Genomic DNA, 13,084 nt, shown 5'->3' on the forward strand with positions numbered 1-13,084 from the left:
CGAGCAGCCTTCTATGCGCCGATCCGGCCGACTGGTCCCCTAAGCGAACATCGGAAAGCCCGTCGGGCTCCCTGAAAAAACGCGTGTACACAGAAATTGTAACAGGTTGTCAACCCGGTAGCAACAATTTAGGTCGTCTGCGCTGGGCAAGACGAGCGGTTCTTCTACTATACGTAAAAAACCCGCCCGCGTTTCAGGGAATTTTCCCTTTCGCGCGAGAGCGGGTTGGTTTCGTTCGAATTAACGGGCCGGTTCGATCAAGCCGTACGTTCCGTCATTCCGGCGGTAAACGACGTTGATGTCCTCCGACGAGTCGGCATTGGCGAAGACAAAGAAGCTGTGGCCGACCAAGTTCATTTGCAGGATCGCTTCATCTACGTTCATGGGCTTGAGCGCAAACCGTTTCGTACGGACGAGCTCGAACTCCTCGTCCTCGTCATGCGGCTGAGGCGTGTTCGGCTCCTCGCGGAAGGTTCGCATGCCGCTGACCTGGCGGATCTTCCGGTTCGCCTTGGTCTTGTGCTTACGGATCTGCCGCTCCAGCTTCTCGGTGACGAGGTCGATGGACGCGTACATGTCGTTGCCCTTGACCTCCGCCCGAAGCAGGACGCCCGGGAGCGGGATCGTCACTTCCACATTCTGCAGGTCGCGGACGACGCTGAGGGTGACGCTGACATCGGATGTGGGGGGAGCTTCAAAGTAGCGTTCCAAGCGGTTCAGCTTCTTCTGCACGTAGTCTTTCAAGGCTTCGGTCAATTCGAGATTGGCACCGCGGATCGTGTATTTCATCGATTACTCCTCCTCTCGGTTACATTATAATCTATTCGCCGCCCGGCTTCAAAATCCTTTTACAATCGCGGCGGGAGGGACACAAAAAGAGCCCCGGAGATATCCGGAGCGCTTCCTGGAGCCCATATTCCATTCTATGTAGGAACGGCTCGAACTCTCAGCCGTTTGCTTACAGCTTCACTACGTTGGCAGCCTGCGGTCCGCGTGCGCCTTCTACGATATCGAATTCAACTTGTTGGCCTTCGTCCAGGGACTTGAAGCCTTCAGACTGAATCGCGGAGAAGTGTACGAATACGTCGCCGCCTTCTTGCGTTTCGATGAAACCGTAACCTTTTTCTGCGTTAAACCATTTTACACGACCTTGCATGCACGAACATTCCCTTCATCTTCAAGTAAAGCGCTGCCGCTTCCCTCTGAATATAACACTGCGGCCACAGAATTGTCAAACGTGCCCAATGGGGCATGTCCCCGCGCCCAGCACCGTTTTAAACCGCTTACAAAATGCTCCCGGTTTCCCCATTTCCCGCACCGAGTTATCGGAAAATTCGACAATTAACAAGTTCTTCACACTGACCTTGAGGATGTAACCTTATTTTCATTGGCCTGCAAGGACTTGCACACAATATCCACATCCTGTGGATAAGTCTGTGGAGAAGTGGCAGAACTCGCCAAGCTTGGATCATCGAAGGGGCCCGTTTCACAAGCAAAGACCCAAGCGCGGCGATCCTCCTGCCATCACTTGGGTCTTGACAAATTGGCTATAGCTATTTTTTCTTGTCGATATAGAAGCTGTCCGGCGCGACGACGGCGTCGTACGCGCTCTTCTGAAGCCGAGCCTGGCCGCGCTTGTTCAGATGGCCCGCCGCCTCCGCCCGCAGCTCCTCCATCCGGGCGACAATGGCCGGCGACTGGCCGAGCAGCCGATCCACCTTGCGTCGCCGCTCTTCTCCGCGAAACTCCTTCGACGGCTGCCGGCGGATCTGCTCGATGAGGGCTTCCCGGGCCTTCACCCACTCCGCCAGCTCGTCGCTGGTCAGCTCCTCGAGGCGGCCAAGCACATCCTCCGTCAGGAACAACAGCCGGTCCAGCAGCTCATCCATGGCTCACCTTGTCGGCCGTTGCCTTCTTGGCCGCCTGCATCCACGTCTCCTTCAGCTCCTGGAGATAGCCGATGACTTCCTGCGCCGGTTCGGGGTCCTTGGCCATATTCGCTTCGATCAGCCGACGGTTGAAGTAATCGTAGAGCCGGAGCAGATTCTCGCTGATCGGCGCGCTCCGGTCGAGCGTGATGATAAACTCGCTGACGATGGCCTGCGCCCGCTGAAACTGGCGGTTGGCCTCCTGCGGCTGATTGTTCTTCATGGCCTCCATGGCAAGGCGGATAAACCGGATCGCCCCATCACAGAGCATAATGAGCAGTTGGGCGGGGGTAGCGGTCGCAACGGTTGTCTCCAGGTAACGGTTTTGCTGCTGTTGATACTGGATCATGATGGTCCCACCTTGGTTGAATTGGTTAGCTTACTTGAAGGCGTTGGAGAGATACGCGCTTTGGCTGTTATAGCTGTTGATCGCTGTTTCCATGGCCGAGAATTGCTTATAGTACCGATCTTCGAGGTCTTTTATTCGATCTTCACCCGACTGAATTTGCTTTGTCAAATTATAGATTTGTTTTCCTATGATGCTCTCATCTCGCGAAGTTGAGTCATCCAAACTGGTATAGCCTATCTTATTCATAATGGACTTTTGGATGTCATTGAAGCTCCGATACATTTGCTCGGCGACGCCAACGTTTTTTGTTGAATCTGTGAGGTCGCCTTTAGAAGTGAAGATATTCTTTACGGCGTTGGGATCCGCCTCAATCGCCGCTCTTAGTTTGGTTTCGTCCAAGTACAGTTTCCCGTTTTCAAGATAACTTCCGGTGGTAATGCCGATAGAAGCTAAGTTCTTGTACTTGCTGCCCGTTCCCGCATCCACATTAGACATGATGGAGTAACGCATATTTTGTACAGCCTTACTGAGGATATCGTCATTGCGAAGCAAACCGCTCTTGGCCTTTTTCTCCCATTGCTCGATTTGCGTGTCCGTCATGCTTTTCTTTTGTTCTTCGGTAAGCGGAGCATAATCCCGGTACCGGGTTTCATCTATCGTATCCGTTAGGCTTTTCAACATTGCATTGTAATCTGTCACAAACGATTTAATCTTGTCTACCATAGCATCGCTATCTGTACTGATTGAAAGATTCGAGCCAGCACCTTGACTTTCACGCAGCAAAGTAATTTCTACTCCGTTTGCGGTAAATACGTTAGAATTCGGTTCGTACTTGATTCCATTCACATATACGGAAGCTTGTTTTCCGGCAGTTCCTGCACCCATTTTCAAGGTGTTGGTCAAAAAGTCACCAGAAAGTTGGATGGTGTCCATTTTATCGGGCAAATCTTCCTGGGAGTTCATATCCTTAATCGTCATTTTTCCCGTGTTCTTTGCAATAAATGAAACTTTCTTCACATTTTCATCATAATAGGCAGAAACATTGGTTTGATTCGTGATTTTGGCCAATATCGAATTCAGCGTTTCGTTCTCATCCGTGACGATTTTCTTTCCATTTACGTAGAAAGTCTGGGGACCGGTAATTACACTTGTGCCCGTTAGATCCAAGCTATCCGTGCTTGCGTTTGTTGCCGCCGTACCGAGCGACTCAACTTTAACGGTCATATTGGAACCTGTGACTGCCCCGTTGACCTTGGCAGAGATCGCGCCAGTGTCTCCTCCAATACTCACCTTTTTTGAATTAAATGTACCTTCAAGCCGGTATGTGGAGAGCTTGTTATTACGAAAGTCGAGAATTTTGGTATTAAAGTCACGATAACTTTCTCTCTGCCACAAAAGAGTCTGCTTTTTTTGGACCAGCTTGTCCAAAGGAACTCTTTGAGCTTGGACCATCTTGGTTACGATGCTGTCGACGTCCATGCCGCTGGCCAAGCCGCTTACTCTTTGAACCATTAGTTTCTGCCCCCTATTCCCCGCTTTTTGAAATCCCCAATATTTTATTATCTTCGTTCATCCACTAAAATCCCCGCCATCTCCCACATCTTCGCCACGAAGTCCAGGGTCTTCTCGGGAGGAATCTCGCGAATCACCTTGCCGGTATCCTTATCCAGCACTTTCACCATAATCTGCTTGGTCTTCTGATGGATGGAGAAATCGAGCTGCGTGTTGGCTCCCTCCATCGCCTTGATCGCCCGTTCGATCGAACGGATGAGCTGCTGGTCGCTGATCGACACGTTATCGCCGCGCTGCTCCGCTTCCTTCAGCTGCCTGGCATTCTCGATCGGCAAAGACGACTCCCTTTGCACAACCGAGGTTTCCGCTTTGACCGGCTTCACCATTGCGGCCTTCTCAACCGGCCCGGCCGCTCCCAACCCGCTAAGAGACAGATCATTCGCACTCATGCCCCATGTCCTCCATCCAAGCTTCCTTTATCCTTCTTATCGGCGGGAAGAGGCGATTTCTGTAGCTTTCCCGGGAAAATGCCAACAAAAAAGAGACTCTCCGCAAGGAAAAAGAGTCCCGGGTATCGTTAAGCGTAAATGTTCAGCAGCATGCCTTTGATCTCGCCCACGAGATCGAGCACCTTCAGTCCTTTTTCCTGCTTTTTCAGGACGGTGTCGGTGAGGTCCAGCAGCTTCTTGTCCACTTCGGTGACAATCTTGTAGATCTTGGTCCGTCCCCGGCGGTTGAAGCCGCGCCGCTCCTCCAGCTTGAGTCCGTGCTTGACGGCGTCCTGCATGAAGTCCTTGACCATCTGTTTATAGGTGCGGAGATCCTCGATGTTGAGCGACTGGGCGAGTACCTTGCCCTGGTCCTCGATGTCCTGGACTTTCCGGTTCAGCTTATCCGTGTCGAGCTCCATCCGCCGGTCCGCCATCAGGTTGGTGAAGGTCATGCTCTCCCCGATTCCCTCCTGCTTCGGCTTCACGGCATCCAGCGAGCTTCTTGTTACCTTGGGCACCTGCACGTTCATCGCCTGCCTTTCGCTTCCATTATACCACAGCCGACAAAAGAGGAAGAGGAGCTTCCTCCTCTTCCCCGGCGATGAAATCCGCTTATTTCAGCAATTGAAGGATGCCTTGCGGCAGCTGGTTGGCTTGGGCCAGCATGGCCGTCGCCGCCTGGTTGATGATATTCGACTTGGTGTATTCGGCCATTTCGCTGGCCATATCGGCATCGCGGATGCGGGATTCGGCGGAGGTCATGTTCTCGCTGGCAATGCCGAGGTTGTCCACCGTATGCTCCATCCGGTTCTGGTAAGCGCCGAGTTTGGAGCGCTCTTCCGACACCAGCTTGATGGCGTTGTCGATGACGCCGATGGCGGCGCTGGAGCTGGCTTCGGTGGTGAAATCAAGCCCGGCGACGGCATCGACTCCCGCATTGGTGATCGGCGTCTTGTGGTCGGCTTGCCGGGCGAGGCCCAGGCTGGCCGCGTCCATCACATTGATGCTGACGCTCATGTTCTCGCCGGCGTTGGCGCCGATCTGCATGTTGATCGTCAGCTCTTTGCCTGCAGTCTGGGCGAAGTCGTTGTCGCGGATGCAAAGGTCCAGGCCGCTGCTGGTGCCATCCGGCTTAGTCCCGCCGTCGGTCTTGGCCGTGCTCAGCAGGAGGGTATTGCCGATGACATCGCAGCTCGCCATGTCTTCCAGCTTGCCGCCCAGCTTCTCGTCCGCCAAGTATCCCTTAATCTCATCCAGAATATCATAGATGGATTTCCCGTCTGTCACGATGGTGGGAGCCGGGGTCGTGCTGGACGTCCCGAAGGTGATCTCCACGTCGTCGATCGTCAGGGAATCTCCCGGCTTGGGCACCTCTACCAGAGAGACGCCCACGGTCTTGGCGAGCACGGACGCTTCCGGAGCAAGCATCGAGGAAGCCGGAGTCGTCTTCCCTTTCTCGAAGAAGGCGGCTCCCGTAACGCCGCTGCCCACTCCGATGGTCTTGGCATCCGCCGGAGTCATCTTGTCGAGGGTCTCTACGGTCAGAATCCCGTTACTGCCCAGCACGCCGGGAGCTGCCGCCGCATCGTCGACCGCCGGGGTCACGGTGGCCTTCAGCATGGGGTCATTGGCTTCGACGGCCGTCTTGAGTGCTCCCATGAACTTGTTGATGTTGGCGATGCCGTCGGCATCGGTGGTCGCCGGACTTGTCCAGGTACTCACATCCACAGCAATGTGACCGTTCGCTACGGGCTGGGTTACATCCGTCTGCAGCTCATAGGTCTTCCCGTTGATCGTCAGCGTCTGGCCGTTGATCGCTGTTTTGCCGGCTTTGCCAAAGGACAGATCGGCGTTCAGGTCGACCGCCGCGGGATCGCTCGGCTCTGCCATCACGGCTCCGCCCCAGACGCCCGATCCCTGATACACGAGATCGGTGGAAGCGGTCGAAGCGAAGGATCGGCCTTCGGCGGCCCCCCGGAGCAGCGGCTTCGAGTTGAATTGGGTCGTCCGGGCAATCCGGTCGATCTCCTGCGTCAGCTGGTCGATCTCGGATTGAATCGCAGTGCGGTCCTGATCTTCCAGCGTACCGTTGGAAGATTGAACGGCCAGCTCCCGCATGCGCTGCAGGATTTCGTGAGTGGTGCCGAGCGCGCCTTCCGCAGTCTGGATCAGGGAGATTCCGTCCATCGTATTGCGCTCGGCCATATCAAGGCCGCGAATCTGGGAGCGCATTTTCTCGGAGATGGCCAAGCCGGCTGCATCGTCCGCCGCCCGGTTAATTCGGAGACCCGACGAAAGCCGCTCCAAATGCTTGGACATGTCCGTCGAGTTGCGGGACAGGTTGCGGTAAGCGTTCAGGGCTTGAATGTTGTGATTGATGCGCATCGGTCGATTCCTCCATCTACTCTCTTAAATTGACGTTGCCGGCGGCAAAGTCGTATTCCGTGTCATACGCCTTGGCCCTCATCCGGGCCGAGACCGGCTGGGCGTCTTTGCGCTTCCGGCAGGCGGCGGTCCAGGCATCCTGAATCGTAGCCAGCAGCTTGTGCACTTCCAGCACGGCTGACCGATCTTTGTGGACGTTGGCGTACACGAGCCGTTCGGCCATGTATTGGTATAAGGCCTCCAACTGGTCGGCAATCAGGCCCGCTTCATAGTTAAGGCCGCCGCCCAGCCGATGGAGGATATCATGGCAGGTCTGCAGCTGCCGGTTGACTTCCAGGTACTCCCCGTGCTCAAGCGCTATTGCAGCCTGCCCCAGACGGGCCAGACAAGAATCATAAAGCAAGCTCGTCAACTGCTCCGGGGTATAGTGGTATAACTCGTTCTCGGTGATCGGTTCGATGGCCAAAGGACAGCCTCCCTAAGAGGTTTGCTAGTGTATATATCGGCGCTGCGCCTGGTTTTGTTAAGCGTTTTTTTCCATATCCTCTACCATCAGCAGCACCTCGGCGATGACCGAATACAGCTGCGGCGGCACATTCTCCCCGAGGTCCATGTCGATCAGGTTCTCGACCAAGAGCGGATCTTCCTGAATGGGAATATCGTTCTTCTTTGCCATCTCGATGATCTGGCGGGCGATCTGTCCGCGGCCCTGGGCCACGATTACCGGTGCCTTGTCCGATCCGCTGTCATAGCGGAGAACGGTGGCGCTTTTGCCGCCTGCGGCTTTCTTCGCCTTGAGATTGAAATAGTTGTACATCATACCTTGAAATCAAATCCTTTCGAGAAGGCTGCGGCGGGCGAAGAGGCTTCGGCTCCGGTCGATTTTGCTTCCGTCCGCGGAAGGGCGGCCTCTTCCGGCGGCGTCAAGGGAGTATACTGAATTTGCGACACCCGGTAGCCGAGCGCCTGCAGCTTGTCCTTGCAGGAAGCGACAAGCGGCTCCATCCGCTGCTTGAAATCGGAACGGTCGTTCTTCATCGTGATGGACAGAGTCCGGTCGACGGAGGTCAACTGGATGCCGATGCCGCCCAGCTTCTCGGTCTCCAAGGCGAAGTACAGGCTGCAATTTTCCCAGTCCATCTTATCCCCTTCCTTGCGGGACTGGACGAAAACGTTGACGGGAGCGACCCGATCGTTCAGGGGAAGCGGCAGTTGGAACATCAAGCTCTGCGTCGGGCTTCCGGTCTCCGTCTTGCTGAGCAGCTGCTGTCCGGTTAAGCTCTGGAGAGCCTGTTCGGCCGGCCTGGCAGCAGGCGAGGCGTCGTCTTGGGCCAACCGGAGCAGGATGGATTTGAGATTGGCGTCGAGCGGCTCGCGCCCGGCCTGGCCTTGGCCCGGGTTCGAGCCGCTTCCCGTTCCCGCATCATTCGGACTGGAGGCGGCCAGGCGTTGGGCCGTTTCGCTGTCCCGGTTGAGACCGAGCGCACGGAGGCTTTCGAACACTTGCCGGGCGGAGCCCTCGTTGTTCTTCGCGGTGGAGGTGACGGCCTCCCATCGGGAAACGAGTTCGCGGGACGCAGAAGCGGAAGCGGATGTGGCAGTGGTAGCGGCAGTAGCGGACGAAGATGCCGAGGACCGGGCTGATTCACCGGTCAGCAGATGGCGAACCTTCACATCGGCAGGCTTCCAGTTCATTGCATCCAGGTCTGCCTTTACCCGCTCAAAGACCTGCCGGGCTTCCCCGGCATTGCCGTTCAGCAAATGCTTGCGGGCGGAGGCGAGCTGACTGCTCGCCAGCAGCAGCTTCTTCTCCGTTCCCATGTCGGTGAGCGACGTGATGTCGCTCTTCAGGATCGCCTTGTCGAGCAGATCGATGGAGGCATCGAGCAGCCCCTTGGCTTGCGACGCCGCTTGCGGCGAAGCTTCCGCCAGGCGGGCGAGATGATCCAGGCTGCGCGAGATTTCCCGCTTCAGCGAGCGGAACTCGTTCGCGGCCCGGGCCAACCGGGCGGTCACCTGGGTGACGACCACGGTCTGCGAGGACAGGCCGAGCGAGGCGAGCTCACCGCTGCGCTCATAGCTGCCGGAGCCGGCGGCTTCGGCCAGCTTGGAGGCGAGCGCCGACAAGCGATCTTCCGCTTCCGGGGAGGATACGGCCTCAGTCGCCGATAGCCGGTCTGTCGTGTCGGGCGTCTGTGCCAGGCTGTGAGCCGCGGCCTCGCGGAGCGCATCGGCAAGCAGAGCTCGGGCCGCATCATCCCGCCCGGCGAGCTGCTCCCGGCGCACCGCAGACAACGTCTGCTCCCACTGCTCCCGGTCCGGAGCATCCGCAGCAAGCAGCCGATCCTTGGCCTCGTAGACCACGCGGCTCAGATTCGGCTCCTCGGCGCACTTCCCCAACAGTTCGACCATGCCTGCGGTACGAGCGTCGGCTGATGATGCCGCGGCTTGTCCGAAAGCCTGCCAAAGGGCTGCACTGCCGGATGGCGCAGGCCGTCCGACTTCCTCTTCGCTTGCTTGCCGCAGCAACCGCTCCAGAACCGCAGCGGCCCGGCTGCTGTCGCCTGTCTGCAGCAGCCGCAGCGCTTCCTTCAGCGCGGCGACCGTATCTGCCGCACCGGCGGAGGAAGCGCCGCTTGCAGAGCCGCTGCCGGCCGCCGAGCCGAGCAGCCGCCCGAGCTTCGCCGCGAGCTGCGTCCCGCCCGGCAGGTTAGCCGCCTGCCGAATGATCTCGGCGGCGAGCTGGCGGGCTTCCAACAGCGCGGCAGCCTGCCTGGATGAGCTGCCCGCTGTTGCTGCAGCCAGCCGCTCCAACTGAGCCGACAGCGGCTCGCCGTGCAGCGCCGCGTGCACCGCTAGGAGCTGCTCGCCGGTGACCTCGAGCCCTTTGCCCAGCAGGGCGCGCAAGCTGTCCAGCTTCTCCTCGACGGTGCCCGCCGCCGTCTCCATAAAGCGTTGAATCGCCGCCGAGGTTTCCCGGGTGAGCGGAATGCCTTTATCGGCGAGCAGCTTCGCCACCTGCCCGGCATTCGCGGTGTAGGAATCGCCGCTTGCGGACGAAACGCCTGCGGGTCCCGAGGCTCCTCCCGATTTACCGGACTCCGCCAGCTTGACTTTGATGCTGCCCGCTTCCTGCCCTTGTATGGTCAACGTCACCGTCTCTCCGGACGCGGGAAAGAGGCCGTCTGCTTTCACAGCGACCTCTTTCCCGCGAATTTGGACGACGGCCTCGTTCGCGCTCTTCTTTTCTTTGACGATCGCCTGGTACGTCTCTCCCTTGCGCAGCTCCAGCGGCTGATCGGTGTTCGCGGCTGTACTGGCTGCGCCGGACTGGCTGCCGGTGATTTTCATGACGGGTCCCCTCCGATGTCTTCTATTAGGTATATCGGTAAGACCTGGTGCCCGTTGAAGTAGAACAAACGAAGAAACCACAACCTTTTACCGGGGAAAAGAGCCTCTACGATTGAATCAAACGACCGTCAAGGCATTCCAATACTCTTTCCAATCCGAATCTTGAGGGTACAATTTCTGATGGTCCAAAACAATCGTTCTGGCTTGTTCGAAATCACCGATTTCCAGACAGACGCGAACTTTTAACTTCGCGACATCCTCATAGTCCTCAGGCAAGTGATTAAGGCAATCCACTGCTTCGCGCCAATCCTGATTCTCCATGCATACGACCAGAAGGTTGTACCAAGAGTCCAAGTTCTCCGGATCCAATTCAAGGGCAATCCGTAAAACGATCTTGCAGTGTTCCAATCTTCCAGCCTCATATAGCGCGGACGCTTCTTCTAAATAAGTTGGAACCGAGTGCGAACTCACCGGAGGAAAATAAGCATTTTCGCGGCTTGCCAGCAAGTCAATGCCGGTAACATAAAACGGTTCAAGAACGTGGTTTTCAAAGGGCAATGACCATTTATCTCGGAAGAAGTAGGCGTTCTGGATCATCATCCCGGCATACTCACGTTGGTATTCCTCTTTGAACGTTACGCTCCCAAAATGATGGATAAAAACTTCATGACAGATCACCGATTTGTAACCATGAATCCAAGCCCGAATACAGAGATCATCATCTTCAAAGTTTCCAATTCCGTAGCGAAGGTCGAATCCGCCTATTTTATCGAGTACGTCTTTCTTGATGAGCAAACAAAATCCAATAACCCGATGGGTAACGGACATTTTGCCCCGATTGGCTTTCTGATGGACTGCCGAATAAGCATCCAGATGGGCAAGCTCATATTGAGGATCGTTTATCTTCTGGATTCCGACGATGTTGTTTGTAACCGGACCAGCAATGGCCCATTCCGGATTAGACTCAAGGGTAGAAACCAAGCCGGTTAGCCACCCTTCGGTGACAATCGTATCGTTATTTAGGAATAAGACGTAATCCCCAGAGCACAGCGGAATCCCCTGGTTATTGGCCGCTCCAAATCCTTTGTTCTCTGAATTCAGGATGACTTTTATGTTGGGATTAGCTTTTATCAGCTCACTTAAATATTCCACAGTACCGTCCGTAGAGGCGTTGTCTACCACAATCAATTCGAAGTTGTCGGTATGGGCGAAGAGACTGCTAATACACTTTTCGGTATAGTCCAATTGATTGCGGGTCAGCATGATAATGCTTACCTGCCTTTGTTTTGAAAGGCTGGATGGGTAATATATCTGATATATCGGATGGGATGTAATGTAATTCCGCATTATATCGATTGACACAAGTGGAATATCAAGCATTTCTAGAATACTGCGGATACTATCATGGACTCCCATATCAACGCAAAAATCGCTCGTGCACAATATCTCCGGCAGTTCATTCATATCTCTCACTGGCACAAGCTCGACCGAATCTGATAAGCTCTGTTTCTGCAGTTCAATTAGCCAGCCTGGATCCAAGACCTTAAGCCGGATATCGGATAACGATTCGGTTTGCTTTAGAAAACTTTCGATTCCTTGCCATGCCTCACTCACCGATTGAGGAAGGAAGGCGACTTCCACCCTTCCTTTTTTTGATGCCATCGGTCTGATCAATCCCATGCGGGGTATAGGTAGGTAGTCATTTTGCCGACTATTCCTGATTTTCACCATGCTCGGATCAAAGCGGTTAGCCTCCAACTGGGTTGCATTGCTTCCGTCCATTCGTTGGGAATATTCGGCGGTTACTTGTTTGATGTGATAGAAAGGGGTAGCGAGCGCAAACCGGCTCCAGAGCTCCCAATCCTCCAGTACCTCTAAGTCTTCGCGAACATACCCATATTCCTTTAGCAATTTATGATCAAAGAGAACGTTCAAGACTGGAATATAATTGGTTTGCATGAGCAGTGCCGAATCAAAAGGTTGGCTATATTCCTGCCGTTTCTCCCGACATATCCATTTGTCTCCCTGTTTTTCTTCAATTCTCAACAAAGAATCTGTATAGACAACCCTATTCCCTGTATTTTCTATAGCGGTAATGAGTATCGACAAGTGATCCGGGTAGACCACATCATCGTCATCCAATATAGTTAGGTAAGTTCCCCGTGCATGTCGAAAACCGGTATTTAGTGCGGTAGCCTTTCCCTTCCGGGTTTCATGCGTAAGATAGCGAGTGGGGAATGTGCGACTGTTTACAACCTGACTCACGTCTTCTCCGGCATCATTTATGACGATCACTTCAAATTGATCATAGATTTGCTCTTCGAGCGACTTCAAGCAGCGAAGGAGAAGCTCTCTTCTGTTGAATGTTCGGACAATAACTGAAACAAGCGGATGGGTTACTCCTTCCTGTAAGGAAGAGTCGTCAGGAGAGCCAGAAAACCCGTTAGAGTGAGCTTTCTGGGACTGTTCTTCTGAAGGCATCATCATGTTCCCCTCCTTGGGTTGAAAACGATCAAATAAAAGAATAGCGTGTCATCTGTGGATGGCACGCTATTCTTTTAAACCAACCCTGTAGGGTTGGTTTAATTGAATTAACGAAGCAGTTGCAGAACGCCCTGCGGTTGTTGGTTAGCTTGAGCCAGCATCGCTTGGGAAGCTTGCGCCAGAATACTGTTCTTCGTCTGTTCCATCATTTCCTTCGCCATGTCGACATCGCGAATCCGGGATTCGGCTGCCGTCAGGTTCTCCGAAGAGGTGCTCAGGTTGTTGATGGTGTGCTCCAGACGGTTCTGCAGAGCACCCAGCTTCGAGCGTTCACCCGATACCGCCTTGATCGCCACGTCAATCGCACTGATGGCCGTGCTGGCCAGGGCGTTGGACGCAATCGTGATATTCGTTGCGTTTAGGGTCAGAGCGCCTGAGGACATAGCGGCAATGGTGAAATTGATAACCTGGTTGCTGTTGGCTCCCACTTGAAGCGTCGCATTGAAGGAACCACCCAGCAAGTTCTGGGTGTTGAACTGCGTGTCCGTGGAAATCCGATCGATTTCCGACATCAGCTGGTTCAG

The 13,084-nt window shown here is 55.0% G+C and carries 13 protein-coding genes; all 13 read right to left on the reverse strand.

Annotated features, from left to right (window positions below):
- Positions 1-240 precede the first annotated feature (240 nt).
- Positions 241-789: a ribosome hibernation-promoting factor, HPF/YfiA family gene (hpf, locus tag ACSEXS_RS22420; RefSeq protein ID WP_438435472.1), complete on the reverse strand. Its 549-nt coding sequence runs from the start codon at positions 787-789 to the stop codon at positions 241-243.
- A 169-nt stretch (positions 790-958) separates the two neighbouring features.
- A complete protein-coding gene (locus ACSEXS_RS22425) occupies positions 959-1,156 on the reverse strand; it encodes a cold shock domain-containing protein (RefSeq protein WP_438435473.1) in 198 nt (65 codons plus the stop codon).
- A 397-nt stretch (positions 1,157-1,553) separates the two neighbouring features.
- A complete protein-coding gene (gene fliT / locus ACSEXS_RS22430) occupies positions 1,554-1,889 on the reverse strand; it encodes a flagellar protein FliT (protein WP_438435474.1) in 336 nt (111 codons plus the stop codon).
- The gene (fliS, locus tag ACSEXS_RS22435) at positions 1,882-2,277 is read right to left on the reverse strand and encodes a flagellar export chaperone FliS (protein ID WP_438435475.1); all 396 of its coding nucleotides are present in this window, start codon (positions 2,275-2,277) and stop codon (positions 1,882-1,884) included. Before fliS (ACSEXS_RS22435) ends, fliT begins: the two co-directional genes overlap by 8 nt.
- 30 nt (positions 2,278-2,307) lie before the next feature.
- The gene (fliD, locus tag ACSEXS_RS22440) at positions 2,308-3,789 is read right to left on the reverse strand and encodes a flagellar filament capping protein FliD (RefSeq protein ID WP_438435476.1); all 1,482 of its coding nucleotides are present in this window, start codon (positions 3,787-3,789) and stop codon (positions 2,308-2,310) included.
- A 47-nt stretch (positions 3,790-3,836) separates the two neighbouring features.
- Positions 3,837-4,238, reverse strand: a complete 402-nt coding sequence (locus ACSEXS_RS22445; RefSeq protein WP_438435477.1) for a flagellar protein FlaG — start codon at positions 4,236-4,238, stop codon at positions 3,837-3,839.
- Positions 4,239-4,366: 128 nt separating this feature from the next.
- Positions 4,367-4,804, reverse strand: a complete 438-nt coding sequence (locus tag ACSEXS_RS22450) for a YaaR family protein (protein ID WP_438435485.1) — start codon at positions 4,802-4,804, stop codon at positions 4,367-4,369.
- 88 nt (positions 4,805-4,892) lie between these two features.
- Positions 4,893-6,665, reverse strand: coding sequence for a flagellin N-terminal helical domain-containing protein (locus ACSEXS_RS22455; protein WP_438435478.1), 1,773 nt, complete (start codon positions 6,663-6,665; stop codon positions 4,893-4,895).
- A 16-nt stretch (positions 6,666-6,681) separates the two neighbouring features.
- The gene (gene fliS, locus ACSEXS_RS22460; RefSeq protein ID WP_438435479.1) at positions 6,682-7,131 is read right to left on the reverse strand and encodes a flagellar export chaperone FliS; all 450 of its coding nucleotides are present in this window, start codon (positions 7,129-7,131) and stop codon (positions 6,682-6,684) included.
- Between the two features lie 57 nt (positions 7,132-7,188).
- Positions 7,189-7,485, reverse strand: coding sequence for an EscU/YscU/HrcU family type III secretion system export apparatus switch protein (locus tag ACSEXS_RS22465; RefSeq protein WP_438435480.1), 297 nt, complete (start codon positions 7,483-7,485; stop codon positions 7,189-7,191).
- On the reverse strand, positions 7,482-10,016 hold the full coding sequence (locus tag ACSEXS_RS22470) for a hypothetical protein (protein ID WP_438435481.1): 2,535 nt from the start codon (positions 10,014-10,016) through the stop codon (positions 7,482-7,484). Before ACSEXS_RS22470 ends, ACSEXS_RS22465 begins: the two co-directional genes overlap by 4 nt.
- 117 nt (positions 10,017-10,133) lie before the next feature.
- Positions 10,134-12,503, reverse strand: coding sequence for a glycosyltransferase (locus ACSEXS_RS22475; RefSeq protein WP_438435482.1), 2,370 nt, complete (start codon positions 12,501-12,503; stop codon positions 10,134-10,136).
- A gap of 104 nt (positions 12,504-12,607) precedes the next feature.
- Positions 12,608-13,084 (reverse strand): flagellin (locus tag ACSEXS_RS22480; protein WP_438435483.1); only part of this gene is annotated, 477 nt, incomplete at its 5' end.

This window comes from Gorillibacterium terrae, assembly GCF_051594785.1.
GTDB lineage: Bacteria > Bacillota > Bacilli > Paenibacillales > NBRC-103111 > Gorillibacterium.

Excerpts from the sequence above, each read along its gene's own strand:
- hpf (WP_438435472.1), bottom strand. The coding sequence starts at position 789 with ATGAAATACACGATCCGCGGTGCCAATCTCGAATTGACCGAAGCCTTG.
- ACSEXS_RS22425 (WP_438435473.1), bottom strand. The coding sequence starts at position 1,156 with ATGCAAGGTCGTGTAAAATGGTTTAACGCAGAAAAAGGTTACGGTTTC.
- fliT (WP_438435474.1), bottom strand. The coding sequence starts at position 1,889 with ATGGATGAGCTGCTGGACCGGCTGTTGTTCCTGACGGAGGATGTGCTT.
- fliS (WP_438435475.1), bottom strand. The coding sequence starts at position 2,277 with ATGATCCAGTATCAACAGCAGCAAAACCGTTACCTGGAGACAACCGTT.
- fliD (WP_438435476.1), bottom strand. The coding sequence starts at position 3,789 with ATGGTTCAAAGAGTAAGCGGCTTGGCCAGCGGCATGGACGTCGACAGC.
- ACSEXS_RS22445 (WP_438435477.1), bottom strand. The coding sequence starts at position 4,238 with ATGAGTGCGAATGATCTGTCTCTTAGCGGGTTGGGAGCGGCCGGGCCG.
- ACSEXS_RS22455 (WP_438435478.1), bottom strand. The coding sequence starts at position 6,665 with ATGCGCATCAATCACAACATTCAAGCCCTGAACGCTTACCGCAACCTG.
- ACSEXS_RS22465 (WP_438435480.1), bottom strand. The coding sequence starts at position 7,485 with ATGATGTACAACTATTTCAATCTCAAGGCGAAGAAAGCCGCAGGCGGC.
- ACSEXS_RS22470 (WP_438435481.1), bottom strand. The coding sequence starts at position 10,016 with ATGAAAATCACCGGCAGCCAGTCCGGCGCAGCCAGTACAGCCGCGAAC.
- ACSEXS_RS22475 (WP_438435482.1), bottom strand. The coding sequence starts at position 12,503 with ATGATGATGCCTTCAGAAGAACAGTCCCAGAAAGCTCACTCTAACGGG.